This window comes from Paractinoplanes pyxinae (genome assembly GCF_026626335.1).
Lineage (GTDB): Bacteria > Actinomycetota > Actinomycetes > Mycobacteriales > Micromonosporaceae > Actinoplanes > Actinoplanes pyxinae.
The window spans coordinates 155449-170446 of sequence record NZ_JAPNTZ010000013.1 but is presented as its reverse complement, the minus strand read 5'-3'; the positions used below and the strand labels follow the sequence as shown (position 1 = coordinate 170446).

Below are 14998 nucleotides of genomic sequence, written 5' to 3'. Positions count from 1 at the left end.
CACCTCCTGGAAGGGGATCCACGATGCAGGACGCCACTCTCACCTGGCGTAAGAGCACTCGAAGCGGAGCCGCGGGCCACTGCGTCGAAGTCGCGGCGGTTCCGTCGGCCGTGCTGATGCGCGACTCGAAGGACGTCGCCGGTCCGGTGCTCGCGTTCGGTGACGCCGGCTGGGCCCGGTTCATCGCCGGCGTACGGGACGGGGAATTCGACCGCCCGCGCGCCTGACCCGCGAAGGGCGGTCCTGCCTCCGGGGGGCCGCCCTTTTCGTCCCTTGTTTGACGCAAGATCGGCCCCGGGGTGCGTGGGGTTGTTCGGGACAGTGCAATATTGGACCGCATGAGAGCCCGGGTACTCGTCGTCGATGACGATCCAGCGCTGGCCGAGATGCTCGGCATCGTCCTGCGGAGCGAAGGATTCCTGCCTTCCTTCGTGGCCGACGGGGAACGCGCTCTGGCCGCCTTCCGGGAGAATCGGCCCGACATCGTCCTGCTCGACCTGATGCTGCCCGGCATGAGCGGGATCGACGTGGCCCGGGCGATCCGCGCCGAGTCCGGCATCCCGATCGTCATGCTGACGGCCAAGAGCGACACGGTCGACGTGGTGCTCGGCCTCGAGTCCGGCGCCGACGACTACGTGGTCAAGCCGTTCAAGCCGAAGGAGCTGGTGGCCCGCATGCGGGCTCGCCTGCGCCGGGGCGAGGACGCCGCACCCGAGATGCTGACCATCGGCCCGCCCGGCAACCAGATCACCATCGACGTGCCGGCCCACACCGTCTCCCGCGACGGCGAAGAGGTCAAGCTCACCCCGCTCGAGTTCGACCTGCTGGTGGCCCTGGCCCGCAAGCCGCGCCAGGTCTTCACCCGCGAGGTGCTGCTCGAACAGGTCTGGGGCTACCGCCACGCGGCCGACACCCGGCTGGTCAACGTCCACGTGCAGCGGCTGCGCGCCAAGATCGAGCCCGATCCGGAACGGCCCGAGATCATCCTGACCGTCCGGGGGGTCGGCTACAAGGCAGGCACCGGATAGGCGGCATGAGCGGCTAACCTTGCCGCGTGCGCGCTCCGGCCTGGCTGCCCCTTCCGGTCCGCCGCATCCTTCGGGTGGTGCGGCGCTACTGGCGTGTCCTGGCGCGCCGGTTCTCGGTCTGGGCGTCCCCGGCCCACCGGGCCTGGCGGCGCTCGCTGCAGCTGCGGGTCGTCACCCTCACCCTCGTCGCGTCCAGCCTGCTGGTCGGCGCGTTCGGCTGGTTCATCGCCGACCGCAGCGCCAAGATCCTGCTGAGCCGGGCCCAGGACGAGGTGCAGGTCTCGATGCGGAACAAGGTGGGCTACGCGGAACAGCAGCTCACCGTCCACCCGCAGGCGCGTGACCCCCGCCTGCCGACCACCTTCACCACGATCGTCAACCAGCTGGCCGACGGCGACCCGGCCGAGTCGGGCGGCTCGGTGGTGTCGATCCGGGCCGGGCAGCACCTCGAGCTGCCCCCGATCACCTCGCCCAACGTCCCCACGGACGAGCTGATCACCCCCGACCTGGTCCACCGGGTCTCCGACGACGGCAAGGTGGCCAACCAGATCGTCACCGCCCGCGTCTACGACCACACCACGAAATACCTGGTCACCGGTTCGCCCGTGCCCACCAGCTTCGGCCACGTCGAGCTCTACTACATGGTGCCGCTGACCACCGAGGACAGCGCGGCCAACCAGATCCGTACGACGGTGCTGGCCACCGGCCTGGCCCTGGTCATCATGCTCGGCGTGATCGCGGGCCTGGTCACCCGGCTCGTCGTGACCCCGGTCCGGGTCGCCGCCCGCACCGCCCAGCGGCTGAGCGCCGGCCTGCTCGACCAGCGCATGAAGGTCGACGGCGAGGACGACCTGGCCCTGCTGGCGGCCTCGTTCAACCAGATGGCGGCCAACCTGCAGCGCCAGATCGTCCGGCTCGAAGAGCTGTCCCGCCTGCAGCGCCGGTTCACCTCCGACGTCTCGCACGAGCTGCGCACGCCGCTGACCACGGTCCGCATGGCGGCCGACCTCATCTTCGCCGAGCGCGACGAGTTCGATCCCGCGGTGGCCCGCAGCGCCGAGCTGCTGCAGGCCGAGCTCGACCGGTTCGAGAGCCTGCTGACCGACCTGCTCGAGATCAGCCGGTTCGACGCCGGGTTCGCCGCCCTCGACGCCGAGCACACCGACCTGGTGCCGATCGTCGAGCGGGTCGCCGACCGGCTGACCGGCCTGGCCGAGCGGGTGGGGGTCGAGATCCAGCTCCGCCTGCCCGAGACGCCGGTGATCGCCGAGGTCGATCCCCGCCGGGTCGAGCGGGTGCTGCGCAACCTGGTCGGCAACGCGGTCGAGCACGGCGAGGCCAAGCCGGTGCAGGTCACCCTGGCCAGCGACGACTCCGCGGTCGCGATCACCGTGCGGGACCACGGCATCGGCCTCAAGCCGGGCGAGGAACGCCTGGTCTTCAACCGGTTCTGGCGGGCCGACCCGTCGCGCGCCCGGCAGACCGGCGGCACCGGCCTCGGCCTGTCGATCAGCGCGGAGGACGCGCGGCTGCACGGCGGCTGGCTCGAGGCGTGGGGCGCACCCGGCGAGGGGGCCCAGTTCCGGCTCACCCTGCCGGTGCGCTCGGGCGACCGGTTGCTGGCGGCGCCCCTGCCGCTGATCCCGCGCGACCGCCCGGCGCTGCCCGCCCCCAGCGAGGCCGCGCCCGAGGAAGTGAAGGCGGAGGTGGTCTGATGAGGCGCCTGCTCTGCGCCGTGACGGTGGCGGCCACGCTGCTGGCCGGCGGCTGCGGCATCCCCGCCGAGAGCGACGTGACGGTCCTGGGCGACGGCCCGCCCAAGGGCGTGTCGGTCGACGACGACGGCAGCCCGCCCGTGCAGTACGCCCGCCAGGACACGAACGACCTGGAGGAGTTCGCCGACAACTACCTGGAGGCGGCGGCCGGCGACGCCGACACGGCGCTCGAGCGGGTCAAGGCGTACCAGTCGCCCGAACTGGCCCGTCGCTTCCCCACCAGCAACGACATCAAGGTCATCCGCGAGACGCAACGCCCGCTCTACTCGCCCGGCGAATCCGAGATCACCCTCATCGTCCAGGTGGTCGGCACGTTGCGGGCCAACGGCGTGCTCCTGCCGGCCGACAACTCGTCCGCCGAGGTCCCGTACAAGCTGCGCATCGGCAAGGTCAACGGCGAGGACGGGCTGTTCGTGCTGGACGCCCCGCAAGCGATGCTGATCACCGATCAGACCCTCAACGCGTTCTATCAGCGCCGCACCATCTACTGGTGGAACAACGAGAACACGGCTCTCGTCCCCGACCTGCGGTACATGCCGCGCAGCGTGCCCACCGTGCAGCAGCCCACCACCATCCTCGGCTGGCTCACCGGGTCGCCCGCCCCGTGGCTGGGCGACGCGGTCAACAGCCTTCCCACCGGCACCCAGGCGGCCGACAACGTCCCGGCCATCACGAACGACACGCTCGAGATCAGGCTCAACGACAAGGCCGTCCCGCAGGGCGCCGACCCGGACGTCCTCGACCGGCTGCGCCGCCAGCTGCAGTGGTCGATGCAGCCGGTGCCGCGCAACATCTCCATCGCCGTCGGTCACAACGAGCCGGTGCGCATCGAGGGCGGTGAGTTCTACAGCAGCAACCCGGCGTACGACCTCTCCGACGACCCGGACCGGTTCGCGATCCTGGGCGGCGGCATCCGCCGGCTCAAGGGTTCGCCGCACGCCGACGAGGACGTGCCGGTGATCAAGCCGGCGGCCAACCGGAACATCAATTCGGCCGCGATCAGCGCGTCGCCGACCCGGGCCTACATCGCCGTGGTGACCGGCCCCGAGGGCCAGCGCCGCCTGCGGGTGGCCGACGCCCCGCTCGGCCAGAAGGCCGACATCACCGAGGTGGTCGGCCTGTACGGGCGGCTCAGCGTGCCGGCCTGGGCCCAGCTGCCGTCCGGCGGCGAGGACTCCCGGGCCATCGGGTTGATCAGCATGAACGGCCAGATCTACTCGTTCGGCGGCGCCGGCTCGCGGGCCCAGCGGGTCGAGTGGCAGGGCAACCCGGGGCCGGTCACCGCGCTCTCGGTGGCCCCCGACGGGCACCGGGTCGCGGTGATCAGCGGCGGCCGGCTCTACCGGGCCGCGCTCAACACCAGCGGCGACGGCATCACGCTGGGCCTGCCCGAACAGGTGGTGCCGCCCACCCTCGAGACCGTGACCGCGGTCGCCTGGAGCAGCGAGGACTACCTGGTGGTGGCGGGCGCCCGCCGCGACGACCGGTACGCCGTGCTCGACGTGACGATCGACGGCGCGCTCTCCACGATCCGGCTCGACGACATCGGCAGCGAACAGGTGACCTACCTGGCGGCCTACCCGGCCAACCCGATCAACGGCACCGAGCGGTCGTCGTCGGAGTCGTACGTGGCCGGTGGCCAGGCGTTCGACGTGCTCAGCGCGCCGAACAAGATCGAGGACAAACACCTGGCCGGCCCGGCCGTGCCGCCAGGGACCGAGGTCAACCCGACCGCCCCGTTCTTCCTCGACTGAGCCGGACGTGCCCGTGGCCGGCCTGCTGGGCGATCTCGCCGATCTGGTGCTGCCGGCGCCGTGCGCCGGCTGCGAGGCCGAGCGGGTTCCGCTGCGGTACGGCGTCTGCGCGGGCTGTGCCGCCGGGCTGGAGGCGCTTCGGCCGTTCCGGCGGCCGTCCGGGTCGCTCTCGTCCGGCCTGCCCCCGTGTGTGGCCGTCGGGGCGTACGAAGGCGCACTGCGGGGCGTTCTGCTGGCGTACAAGGAAAAGGGCCGGCACCGGCTCGCCCAGCCGCTGGGCAGCCTGCTGGCCACGGCGGTGGCCCGGCTCGCCCCGAGGGGCACGCCGGTGACGCTGGTGCCCGTGCCGTCGACGGCCGCGGCCGCGCGCGAGCGGCACGGCGATCACATGCTGCGCCTGGCCGCACACACCGTGCGCCGGTTGCGGGCCGCCGGTTGGCAGGCTGATGTCAGCCCTCAGCTCGAAGCGTTACCTCGCCCTGACTCTACGTCACTGAGCGTGGCCGGTCGGCGCGCCGCAGCTGAGGATTCGCTGCGAATTCGGCGGGCGCGAATCGGCGTTCGGCGGCGCGCCACGCCGCCGGAAGGCACGCTGGTGGTAGTCGACGACATCGTCACCACCGGAGCCACGCTGGCGGCGGTGACGCGCCGGCTCGAGGAGGCGAAGATGCAGGTCGATGGGGCCGCGGTGTTGGCCGCGACACAGCTGCGCAGATCATCTACTTCCGGTTTCGCCGGTTTCCCGCCTGGCGGCACAGAAAAGGTGAACGCCGGGCATCCGGTATCCCGAACGAGGGGTGACGCGGGAGCATCGGCACGTTAGCGTCTTTGTGACGAGGGTATGAGTTCCGACTCGACCCGCTCCATCCTTCAGGCGCAGCGCGTCCGCGATCCGCCGCACCGGAAAGGAGTCGTCTCATTCGCGATCGGTCACGCTCGGTGAGTTGACCCGCAGGTCGATCACGGCGTCACCGCGATTCATCACCAACCGCGTCGCAGTATCAGGCGCCTCGGCACCCCGTCGTTCGGCGCCCGCAGTGCAGAAAAACGTTGGGGGAGGTCACGAGTGGACATTGTCGTCAAGGGCCGCAACGTAGAGGTTCCCGACCACTATCGGGAACACGTCGCCGACAAGCTGAGCAAGGTCGAACGCTACGACCAGAAGCTCATCCGGGCCGACGTCGAACTGTTCCACGAACGCAATCCACGCCAGTCCGACAACTGTCAGCGTGTCGAGATCACTGTCGTGACGAAGGGCCCGGTCATCCGAGCCGAGGCCTGCGCCAAGGACTTCTACGCAGCCCTGGACTGCGCCATCACCAAACTCGACGGCCGGCTGCGGCGTTCCGCCGACCGCCGCCGGGTGCACCGAGGGCGCCACGCGCCTCTCTCGGTGGCGGCGGCCACCGCCGGCCTGCCCACCGACCTCAGCCTGGCCCAATCGGCCGAGCAGACCTCAACGGTCGCCACCGCCCTCGCGGAACACGACGAGGACCTGCCGTGGCGCATCGTGCGGGAGAAAGAACATCCCGCTGACCCGATGACCGTCGACGACGCTCTCTTCCAGATGGAGCTCGTCGGCCACGACTTCTATCTGTTCCTCGACAAGGACAGCGGCCGTCCCAGCGTCGTCTACCGCCGGCGCGGCTACGACTACGGCATCCTGTCGCTCGGAACCACGGGCTAGTCACCCGAATCAGCCGGGGGCCTTCAGTTCAGGAGGTCCTCGGCGAGGAGGACGTACTGCACGTCGTCGACCCGTGTCCCGTCCGGGCCGGGCAGCCGTGCGCGCAGGTAGGCCTCCTCGTGGAAGCCCGCCTTCTCGAGCACCCGGCGCGAGCCCCGGTTGCCCGGCGCCGCGCCGGCGATCAGCCGTACCACGTCGGTCTCGGCGAAGACCCACAACGACAGCAGCTGGGCGGCCCGGGTGGGAAAACCCCGTCCCCGGTACGCCGGCAGCATGCTGTAGCCGATCATGGCCTGCTGGGTGAACGGGTCGTCGTAGAACAGCCCGATGTCGCCGGCCGGGGCGCCGGTGACCGCGTCCTCGATCACCAGGTCGGCCCGGGTGCCGCCCAGCCACTGGGTCTCGGCGCGGTCGCAACGCCGGCGGATCCGTTCGGCGCTCGGCGGCTCCGGCGGCACGCTCGTGGCGATCACTTCAGGCAGGGCGAGCAGCTCGGTCAGGAAGTCGTAGTCACCCGGCCCGAGCGGCCGCAGGCGCACCACGCCGTCGGAGAGCTCACCGCCGGGCAGGTCCGGCAGCAGCCGCGGCAGGGGCTCGTCCGGGTCGCCGGCCAGGCGGGTGAAGACCACCATGTCGTCGCGGGCGCCGCCGCGGCCGGGCTGGGCGCCCCGGCGCAGACCCTCACGCTGGAAGGCGGCGGCCATCGCGACCCGCTGGCTGGCCGGGTTGTCGAGGTGGGTGAGCAGTTCCAAGCGGTCCAGCCCGTGGCCGAGGGCATGCGTCGTCAGGGCTCGCAGCGCCGCCGTGGCCACGCCGCGCCGCCGGGCCCACGGACCGACCCAGTAGCCGACCTCGGCCTGCCGGCGGACGGGCACGACCTTGTCGATGCCGATGCCGCCGAGCAGCTCGTCGGTCTGCGGGTCGGCGATGGCGTACAGGGCTCCGCCCTCACCCGAGGTGGCCACGACGTGCTCGGCGATGTAACGCTCGGCGTGGGCCACGGTGTACGGGGAGGGCAGCGGCGGCAGGAAGCGGCGCGACAGCGGATCGTCGAATCCGGCGGCGAGGGCGTCGGCGTCGTCGGCGCGAAACGCCCGAAGGCGTACCCCGGTGCCGTTGATCTTCGCGATGATCTCGCCCTCTCTCGTTCTCCCGGCCCATCCTGCCGGAACGGCTCCGCTCTGAGCGAACTTGATACGAAGTTTCACACCGTTTGTGCGGTTAACCGGAGGCTCGGGTCACAGCTCCGGCCGAGGGGTGCCTACGATGGTTCGGCAGACTGTCTAGGGGAGCGCTGACCCGTGTCGATTTTGGAAAAGGTCCTACGCGCCGGCGAAGGCCGCATGGTGCGCCGGCTCAAGGCGATCGCTGACGCGGTCAACTCGATCGAGGACGACTACGTCGACCTCACCGATGACGAGTTGCGCGAGTGCACCCGGCAGTTCCAGGAGAGGGTCGCCGACGGCGAATCGCTGGACTCGCTGCTGCCGGAGGCGTTCGCCGTCGCCCGCGAGGGCGCCAAGCGCGTTCTCGGCCAGCGGGCCTACAACGTCCAGCTGATGGGCGGGGCCGCCCTGCACTTCGGCAACATCCCCGAGATGAAGACCGGTGAGGGCAAGACCCTGACCGGTGTGTTCCCGGCCTACCTCAACGCGTTGAGCGGCAAGGGCGTGCACATCATCACGGTCAACGACTACCTCGCCCAGCGCGACGCCGAGTGGGTCGGCCGGGTGCACGTGTTCCTCGGTCTCACCGTCGGGGTGATCCTGCCCAACCGGCCCGCCACCGAGCACCGTGACGCGTACCTGTGCGACATCACGTACGGCACCAACAACGAGTTCGGCTTCGACTACCTGCGCGACAACATGGCGTGGTCGAAGGACGAGCTGGTGCAGCGCGGCCACAACTTCGCGATCGTCGACGAGGTCGACTCGATCCTCATCGACGAGGCGCGCACGCCGCTGATCATCTCGGGCCCGGCCGAGCACTCGGCCCGGTGGTACGGCGAGTTCGCGGCGCTCGTGAGCCGCCTCCAGCGCGGCAAGGAGGGCGAGGCCGACTACGACGTCGACGAGGCCAAGCGCACCATCGCGATCACCGAGCGCGGCGTGGCCAAGGTCGAGGACAGGCTCGGCATCGACAACCTCTACGAGTCGGTGAACACCCCGCTCGTCGGTTACCTGAACAACGCCATCAAGGCCAAAGAGCTCTACAAGCGCGACAAGGACTACATCGTCGACGAGGGCGGCGAGGTCCTCATCGTCGACGAGTTCACCGGTCGCATCCTGCACGGCCGCCGCTACAACGAGGGCATGCACCAGGCCATCGAGGCCAAGGAGGGCGTCGAGGTCAAGCAGGAGAACCAGACTTTGGCGACCATCACGCTGCAGAACTACTTCCGGCTCTACGACAAGCTCGGCGGCATGACCGGTACCGCGCAGACCGAGGCCGGCGAGTTCAACAGCGTCTACAAGGTCGGCGTCGTGTCGATCCCGACCCACCGGCCGATGATCCGCATCGACCACCCCGACGTCATCTACAAGACCGAGAAGGCCAAGTTCGAGGCCGTCATCGAGGACATCGCCGAGCGGCACGCCACCGGCCAGCCCGTCCTCGTCGGCACCGTCTCGGTCGAGAACTCCGAGATCCTCTCGCAGCTGCTGCGCCGCCGCGGCATCCCGCACAGCGTGCTGAACGCCAAGTTCCACGCGCAGGAAGCCACGATCATTGCGCAGGCCGGCCGCAAGGGCGGCGTCACGGTGGCCACCAACATGGCCGGTCGCGGCACCGACATCCTGCTCGGCGGCAACCCCGACTTCCTGGCGGCCAACGAGCTGCACCAGCGCGGCCTCGACCCGGTCGAGAATCCCGACGAGTACGCGAAGGCGCTCGAAGAGGTCCTGCCGGTCTGGAAGGAGGCCTGCGAGGAAGAGGCGGCCGAGGTCCAGGCGGCCGGCGGCCTCTACGTGCTCGGCACCGAGCGGCACGACTCGCGGCGCATCGACAACCAGCTGCGCGGCCGCTCCGGCCGGCAGGGCGACCCGGGCGAGTCCCGGTTCTACCTGTCGCTGCAGGACGACCTGATGAAGCGGTTCCGCGCGGGCGCGGTCGAGGCCGTCATGGAGCGGTTCAACATCCCCGACGACGTGCCGATCGAGTCCAAGATGGTGACCCGGCAGATCCGGTCGGCCCAGACCCAGATCGAGGGCCAGAACGCCGAGATCCGCAAGAACGTCCTCAAGTACGACGAGGTGCTGAACAAGCAGCGCCAGGTCATCTACGCCGAGCGCAAGCGCGTGCTCGACGGCGAGGACATGCACGACCAGGTCGAGCACATGATCGACGACGTGGTCAACGACTACGTGATGGCGGCGACCAGCGAGGGCTATGCCGAGGACTGGGACCTCGAGCAGCTGTGGACCAACCTGCGGCGGCTCTACCCCGTCTCGGTGACCGTCGACGACCTGGTGGAGGAGTCCGGCGGCGAGCGCCAGACGATCGACCAGGAATTCCTGGCGGCGCAGCTGAAAGAGGACGCGCAGGCGGCCTACCAGACGCGCGAGGAAGAGCTCGGGGCCGAGGCCCTGCGCGAGCTCGAGCGTCAGGTGCTGCTCAGCGTCATCGACCGCAAGTGGCGCGAGCACCTCTACGAGATGGACTACCTGCAGGAAGGCATCAACCTGCGGGCGTACGCCCAGCGCGACCCGGTGGTCGAGTACCAGCGCGAGGGCTTCGACATGTTCAACCAGATGATGGAGGGCATCAAGGAGGAGGCGGTCGGGTTCCTGTTCAACCTGGAGGTCCAGGTCGAGGAGCAGCCCACGGTGACCGTCGACCCCAGCAAGGCGGTGCCCCTGCCCGCCGGTGGCGTCATGACCGACGAGGCCGACGGCAACACGACGGACTCCGACCGGGTCGAGGTACGGGCCAAGGGTCTGGGCGGCAGCCGCCGCCCGCAGAACCTGCAGTACACGGCGCCCGCCATCGACGGCGAGGCCGGCGAGGGCTCGCCGGTCATCCAGCCGGCGCAACAGCAGCAGCAGGCGCCCGCGCTGGGCATCGGCGCCGGCGGTGCCCCGGTTCCGGCCGGCCCGGCCCACACCACCGGCCGCCGCCAGTCCCCGTCGGCGTCGGAATCGAACGGCCCGTCCCGCAACGCCCCGTGCTACTGCGGTTCCGGCAAGAAGTACAAGCGCTGCCACGGCGCTCCCGGCGCTGTCTGAGCGAACCGGACGACAACGGCCCGCCGGTGGACAAAGGTCCGCCGGCGGGCCGCCGTCGTTGAGACCCGGGACGCCTGCCGCCGAACGTGGTGGCGGCGCCCCGGGGGTCCGGTCAGACCAGGTGCAGCGTGGTGGCTCGCCAGTCCGCCTCGTGGACCTCGAGCCGCAGGGCCAGGGCCCAGGTGCGGCCGGCGGTCAGCAGCGCCACAGCGGCCTCCACAGCGCCCGGGCGGGGCTCGCACAACCGGACGTGCATGACCGCCACGGGGGAGGGGCGGCTCGGGGCCCGGCGGCCGGGAGTCCTCCCGGCCTCACGGAGCTCTCGGACGCGGTGGGCCGCGGCCACGCCCTGGGCCACGACCGCTGACGCCTCCATGGGCCGCGAGAGGCGGCGCAGGTGGGCCGCCGGGCGGTGACCGTCGAGGACTTCGACGCACGTGCGGACGAAGCGGCGCACGGCCAGCTTCGCCTCGGCCGAAGCGCCGGCCACGGGGGAGTGCTGAGGCAATTCCGATGCCGGCTCGCCGGGCGCCGGGGGACGCCGTGGCGACCAGTTCAGGGAGAGCTGATGAGCGGTGGCCCAGAAGGACGGCTCGAGCTCGTCGTCGAAGGGTGGCTCGCAACGTGGCGTGGGACGCAGGCTGATCGCGGGCTCCGGCCCGGCCCGGGTCGCCTCCAGCGTCGTTCGCATCGCGGCACCACCTCTTTCGTCGATCTTGCGTTTGCCTTCGTTTGCCTGTGACAGCCAGTTTTGCGCGCGGCAATTTGACCCGTCAACGCGGGCGAAGATCGAACTGGGTCAGGCGAGAGGACGAACAAATCGGACGCGAAGAGGGGCGGGCCGTCTTATTCAGGGTCGTGCTGGACGAGCGGGTTCTCGGCCACCCAGGCCGCCGTCTCGGCGTACTTCTGCTCGATGTATTGCTCGAGACGGACGCGCTCGACCCGCCACTGGCCCCGACCACCGATCTTGATCGCGGGCAGCTCACCGCTGCGGACCATGTGATAGACCTGCGACTCGGTGACGCTGAGCTCAAGAGCCACGTCAGGCAGTGACATGAAACGCGGTTCCGCCATAATGCTTCAGTTTGCCACCGATCGGCCTCGATGGCTTCACTCCGGAGCGGATATGGCGCGCCCGGTCAGCGGGCTCGAATAGACCACGCTGGTGGTGACCGCGCCCAGCCCGGCGATGCGGCCGGTGACCTCTTCCAGATGCCGCATCGAGCGGGCGAGCACCTTCAGCACGAAACAGTCCTCGCCGGTCACGTGATGCGCCTCGACGATTTCAGGCGTGCTGTCGAGCAGCGCGTGGAACGGCCGGTAATTGCCCGTCGGGTAGCGCAGCCGGACGAAGGCCATCACGTGCAGGCCCAGGCGTTCCGGGTCGAGGCTGGCGCGGTAGCCGGCGATCACGCCCGCCTCCTCGAGCCGGCGGATGCGTTCGGCCACGGCGCTGGGGGACATCGCGACGGCGCGGGCCAGCTCGGCGTACGGCGACCGGCCGTCCTTCTGCAGCTCGGTCAGCAACCGCCAGTCCGTGCGGTCCAGCGCGATATCCGTGGTCATGGCGGCCATCTAAACGCGTTTCCCCGGCCGTGCGCCAGATGCGCCGGGGAACGACCATGTAACGGCCACGTCTTCCCACCTAGCGTGGTGTGTCATGACGATCACCCCTGTGGGCCCGGCCACCCGGAACGACTTCCGGGCCGCCGCCGCCTTCTTCTCGGCCCGGCTCGCCTTCCAGACCGACGTCGCCGACGTCCACGCGGCCATGGCGGCCGCCGCTCCCGGCTTCATCCTCGTCGACTCCCGCTCGGCGGCCTCCTGGGAGCAGGGCCACATCCCCGGCGCGATCCACCTGCCCACCGCCGAGATCCCGGCCCGGGCCGCCGATCTGCTCGACCCCGAGGTGCCCGTGGTGACGTACTGCTGGGGTCCCGGCTGCGACGGCGCGACCCGGGCCGCCCTGGCCCTGGCCGAGGCCGGCTACTCGGTCAAAGAGATGCTGGGGGGCGTCGAGTACTGGATCCGCGAGGGCTTCCCCCTGCGCACCGCGGCCGGCGACGTCACGGCCCCGGCCGACCCCCGCACCGCGCCGGTGGCCGAGGCCTGCGGCTGCTGACCCGCCGAGCCACGATCCGGGCACGACTGGTGGAATGGGCCTTCCCCGCGCCGCGGCGACGGTGTACTACGGGGACGGTCCTACCGCTGGAGGAGACGTGCCGATCACCGAGCTGGTCCGGGTCTACGTGCCGGCCACCGTGCCGATGCTCACGGCCCTGCGGGCCGACGGCCGGCTGGGCTCCGGGCCGTTGGAGGCGCACGCCGTGACGCCGGCGCTGCGCGAGTGGTACGCCGAGGGTGACGAGGAAGAGCTCGAGTATGTCGCGTTCACCCGGGCCGCCCAGGGCGCGCTGCACCTGCTGCGCCTCGACCACGCGGCGCCCCGCCGGCGGGTGGTGATCTCGGCCGACGTGCCGTCCACGGCGATCGTGCGGGAGGACGTCGAACTCGGATCGAGCACCGTGCGGCTGCCGCAGCCGGTGTCGCTGAAAGAGGTCGCGGCGATCCACGTGGACAGTGCGGACGCGGCCGAGGCGGTGGCCGCGGCGGCCGAGGTGGTCGACGAGGCGGCCGCCGGTGACCCGGACGCCCAGTTCACCGTCGACGGGGCCGAGGACCACGAACTCGAGTGGTACGCCGTCTCCGAGCTGGACGAGCTCGTCTAGCTCGCCTTCGGAGCGGGCGTCTCCTCCTCTTCTTCTTCCTCTTCGGCCGGCGTGATCGTGCGCCCCACGGCGATCGTGGCCGTGAGCGCGCCGACGAACAGGACGATCAGCGCGCTGTTGAGGCGGGCGCCGCTCAGCATCTGCTGCACCACCAGTTCCAGCTCGCTCACCTTGCCGGCCAGGTCGAGCACGCGGCTGCCCGCCGTACGGGCCAGAATTTCCGCAATCACGAGCAGCAGGCCCGCGCCGGCGCCGGCCAGACCGTACAGCGGCCACGGGATGTCGAGGCCGCCGGAACGGCGGCGGGCGCGGCGCAGCACGAGATAGGCGACCAGACCGGCCGCGAGGCCACTGAGGAATCCCTGGCCGTACGAGAGCCACTGGGACGCGTCGGCCCGGGACTGCGCCTGGTCCGAGCTGAACGCGTCGAGCAGCGGGCCCTGGAACAGATTGAGCACCAGGCCGACCAGGAAGACCGCCACCGACGCCCAGCCGACGGCGGTGGTCACGCGCGGGATGCGGAAGCCGGCCAGCGCGCCGCCGATGGTGGCCGCGGCCGCGACCGTGCCGCCGACCACCGCGTACAGCCAGCCCTCGGTGTTGATGGTGACGATGACCAGAGCGCCCAGCACGCCGACGAGCAGACCGCTGCCGGTGGCGATCGCGAAGCGGGTGCTCGCCCCGAACTCGCGCCGGCGGCTCAGCAGGGCCAGCACCGCGAGCGCCACCGTGGACCCGGTGACCAAGCTGGACGAGATGGCGCCGGGCAACGCGTAGGCGGTGGAGGTGACCTCCATCTCGACCTCGACCCGGCCGGTGATGGTGGCGCGGGCCGACCACAGCATGGCGGCCATCCAGACAAGCGTGACGCCGGCCAGCACGAGACCGTTCGACGGGGCGGCAGCGGCCGGTTGTGGGGCCGGTGCGACCTCCTGCTCTGTCATGGAGCTCAGGGTACGCGGCGTTCCCGTGAGGCCGGACGCCCGTCCGCCGGGCCTCGGCGCGGCGAAACGGAGTCGATTGTCGGAATTAAGGGGAACGGCGGCGTTTCCGTCGGTGGCTCTGTCCGGTTTTCGGGGGGTTGATGCCCGGCATCGCCGTCTGACCGTTTGGCTAGGGCCATTTTAGCTGCTCAGCGCGCAGTTTTCCGGCAGAACGCGCCGTCGCGACCCTCGTGGTCGGACAGTCTGTGCGGGACAGTCGCTTGTGGAGACGCAAACTGGACGGATCGGGCGAAATCCTGGACGTCAGCGCGACAAAGTGGCAGCTTAGAAGGCATGCCCGACTCTCAAATCAATCCCACGGCTGCCGCACTGCTCGGCCTGCTACACGAGGGGCCGATGACCGGCGGTCAGCTTATGGCGGCTGCCGAACGCCGCCTCGGGCCATACTGGTCGATGACGCGGAGCCAGGTCTACCGCGAATTGCCGGTTCTCGCCGAAATGGGCTACGTCCGTCTCGGCAAACCCGGCCCGAGATCCAGCCAGCCCTACGCCATCACCGCCGCCGGCAAGCGAGCCTTCAGCCGGTGGCTTGCCGAGGCCCCGGGCCGGGACGCCTTGCGCAACCCGGTCGCGCTGCGGGTCGCCTTCGGTGACCAGCACAGCGGCAATCAGCTGCAAACCCTCTACACCGGTGCCAGCGAGTACCACTCCGAGGCCATGGCGATGGCCAAGGAGCAGGCGAAGGAGGCGAAGAAGGCGGGCGACCAGTACGGCGCCGCGGCCCTCGAGTTCGCCGTCGCCTATCACAAGGCCGCTCTGAGCTGGCTCAAGGTCGCCCCGACGGCCTGACGACGT

The 14998-nt window shown here is 70.6% G+C and carries 15 protein-coding genes; 10 read left to right on the top strand and 5 right to left on the bottom strand.

Features of this window, described 5'->3' with window-relative positions:
• The first annotated feature begins 23 nt into the window (after positions 1–23).
• The 6 genes from OWR29_RS33315 to hpf all read left to right on the top strand — a co-directional run bounded on the left by OWR29_RS33315 (position 24) and on the right by hpf (position 6244).
• Positions 24–227, top strand: coding sequence for a DUF397 domain-containing protein (locus OWR29_RS33315; RefSeq protein ID WP_267567353.1), 204 nt, complete (start codon positions 24–26; stop codon positions 225–227).
• Between the two features lie 111 nt (positions 228–338).
• Positions 339–1028 (top strand): MtrAB system response regulator MtrA, encoded by a 690-nt coding sequence (mtrA, locus tag OWR29_RS33310; protein ID WP_014688036.1) that lies wholly within the window; start codon positions 339–341, stop codon positions 1026–1028.
• Between the two features lie 74 nt (positions 1029–1102).
• Complete coding sequence (mtrB, locus tag OWR29_RS33305; RefSeq protein WP_267567469.1) at positions 1103–2743, top strand: MtrAB system histidine kinase MtrB; 1641 nt, start codon at positions 1103–1105, stop codon at positions 2741–2743.
• On the top strand, positions 2743–4557 hold the full coding sequence (locus OWR29_RS33300) for an LpqB family beta-propeller domain-containing protein (protein ID WP_267567352.1): 1815 nt from the start codon (positions 2743–2745) through the stop codon (positions 4555–4557). The genes mtrB and OWR29_RS33300 overlap by 1 nt, the downstream gene beginning before the upstream one ends.
• Positions 4558–4570: 13 nt before the next feature.
• Complete coding sequence (locus tag OWR29_RS33295; protein WP_267567351.1) at positions 4571–5380, top strand: ComF family protein; 810 nt, start codon at positions 4571–4573, stop codon at positions 5378–5380.
• Positions 5381–5623: 243 nt separating this feature from the next.
• Positions 5624–6244 carry a ribosome hibernation-promoting factor, HPF/YfiA family gene (gene hpf, locus OWR29_RS33290; RefSeq protein ID WP_267567350.1) on the top strand — a complete coding sequence of 207 codons (621 nt, stop codon included), beginning with the start codon at positions 5624–5626 and terminating at the stop codon, positions 6242–6244.
• 23 nt (positions 6245–6267) lie between these two features.
• On the opposite strand, the gene OWR29_RS33285 is transcribed toward hpf, so the two are convergent.
• Entirely contained in the window at positions 6268–7377 is a 1110-nt protein-coding gene (locus OWR29_RS33285; RefSeq protein WP_438872697.1) for a GNAT family N-acetyltransferase, read from the bottom strand.
• Positions 7378–7545: 168 nt separating this feature from the next.
• Between OWR29_RS33285 and secA the strand changes: the two genes are divergently transcribed.
• Positions 7546–10467 (top strand): preprotein translocase subunit SecA, encoded by a 2922-nt coding sequence (gene secA / locus OWR29_RS33280; RefSeq protein ID WP_267567348.1) that lies wholly within the window; start codon positions 7546–7548, stop codon positions 10465–10467.
• 112 nt (positions 10468–10579) lie between these two features.
• Here the strand turns inward: secA and OWR29_RS33275 are convergent, their stop codons facing one another.
• From OWR29_RS33275 to OWR29_RS33265, 3 genes are all read right to left on the bottom strand, one after another.
• Positions 10580–11158, bottom strand: coding sequence for an Rv3235 family protein (locus OWR29_RS33275; RefSeq protein WP_267567347.1), 579 nt, complete (start codon positions 11156–11158; stop codon positions 10580–10582).
• A gap of 155 nt (positions 11159–11313) precedes the next feature.
• A complete protein-coding gene (locus tag OWR29_RS33270; RefSeq protein ID WP_267567346.1) occupies positions 11314–11544 on the bottom strand; it encodes a helix-turn-helix transcriptional regulator in 231 nt (76 codons plus the stop codon).
• Positions 11545–11580: 36 nt separating this feature from the next.
• Entirely contained in the window at positions 11581–12036 is a 456-nt protein-coding gene (locus OWR29_RS33265; RefSeq protein WP_267567345.1) for an Lrp/AsnC family transcriptional regulator, read from the bottom strand.
• 94 nt (positions 12037–12130) lie between these two features.
• On the opposite strand from OWR29_RS33265, the gene OWR29_RS33260 reads away from it, so the two are divergent.
• Positions 12131–12592, top strand: coding sequence for a rhodanese-like domain-containing protein (locus OWR29_RS33260; protein ID WP_267567344.1), 462 nt, complete (start codon positions 12131–12133; stop codon positions 12590–12592).
• A 145-nt stretch (positions 12593–12737) separates the two neighbouring features.
• Complete coding sequence (locus OWR29_RS33255) at positions 12738–13199, top strand: DUF6912 family protein (protein WP_267567467.1); 462 nt, start codon at positions 12738–12740, stop codon at positions 13197–13199.
• Here the strand turns inward: OWR29_RS33255 and OWR29_RS33250 are convergent.
• Positions 13196–14143 carry a hypothetical protein gene (locus tag OWR29_RS33250; RefSeq protein ID WP_267567343.1) on the bottom strand — a complete coding sequence of 316 codons (948 nt, stop codon included), beginning with the start codon at positions 14141–14143 and terminating at the stop codon, positions 13196–13198. The genes OWR29_RS33255 and OWR29_RS33250 overlap by 4 nt on opposite strands.
• Positions 14144–14476: 333 nt before the next feature.
• On the opposite strand from OWR29_RS33250, the gene OWR29_RS33245 reads away from it, so the two are divergent.
• Positions 14477–14992: a PadR family transcriptional regulator gene (locus tag OWR29_RS33245; RefSeq protein ID WP_267567342.1), complete on the top strand. Its 516-nt coding sequence runs from the start codon at positions 14477–14479 to the stop codon at positions 14990–14992.
• The last annotated feature ends 6 nt before the right edge of the window (positions 14993–14998 follow it).

Excerpts from the sequence above, each read along its gene's own strand:
- OWR29_RS33250 (WP_267567343.1), bottom strand. The coding sequence starts at position 14,143 with ATGACAGAGCAGGAGGTCGCACCGGCCCCACAACCGGCCGCTGCCGCC.
- OWR29_RS33300 (WP_267567352.1), top strand. The coding sequence starts at position 2,743 with ATGAGGCGCCTGCTCTGCGCCGTGACGGTGGCGGCCACGCTGCTGGCC.
- mtrA (WP_014688036.1), top strand. The coding sequence starts at position 339 with ATGAGAGCCCGGGTACTCGTCGTCGATGACGATCCAGCGCTGGCCGAG.
- OWR29_RS33265 (WP_267567345.1), bottom strand. The coding sequence starts at position 12,036 with ATGACCACGGATATCGCGCTGGACCGCACGGACTGGCGGTTGCTGACC.
- OWR29_RS33275 (WP_267567347.1), bottom strand. The coding sequence starts at position 11,158 with ATGCGAACGACGCTGGAGGCGACCCGGGCCGGGCCGGAGCCCGCGATC.
- OWR29_RS33315 (WP_267567353.1), top strand. The coding sequence starts at position 24 with ATGCAGGACGCCACTCTCACCTGGCGTAAGAGCACTCGAAGCGGAGCC.
- OWR29_RS33255 (WP_267567467.1), top strand. The coding sequence starts at position 12,738 with ATGCTCACGGCCCTGCGGGCCGACGGCCGGCTGGGCTCCGGGCCGTTG.
- OWR29_RS33245 (WP_267567342.1), top strand. The coding sequence starts at position 14,477 with ATGCCCGACTCTCAAATCAATCCCACGGCTGCCGCACTGCTCGGCCTG.
- OWR29_RS33270 (WP_267567346.1), bottom strand. The coding sequence starts at position 11,544 with ATGGCGGAACCGCGTTTCATGTCACTGCCTGACGTGGCTCTTGAGCTC.
- OWR29_RS33260 (WP_267567344.1), top strand. The coding sequence starts at position 12,131 with ATGACGATCACCCCTGTGGGCCCGGCCACCCGGAACGACTTCCGGGCC.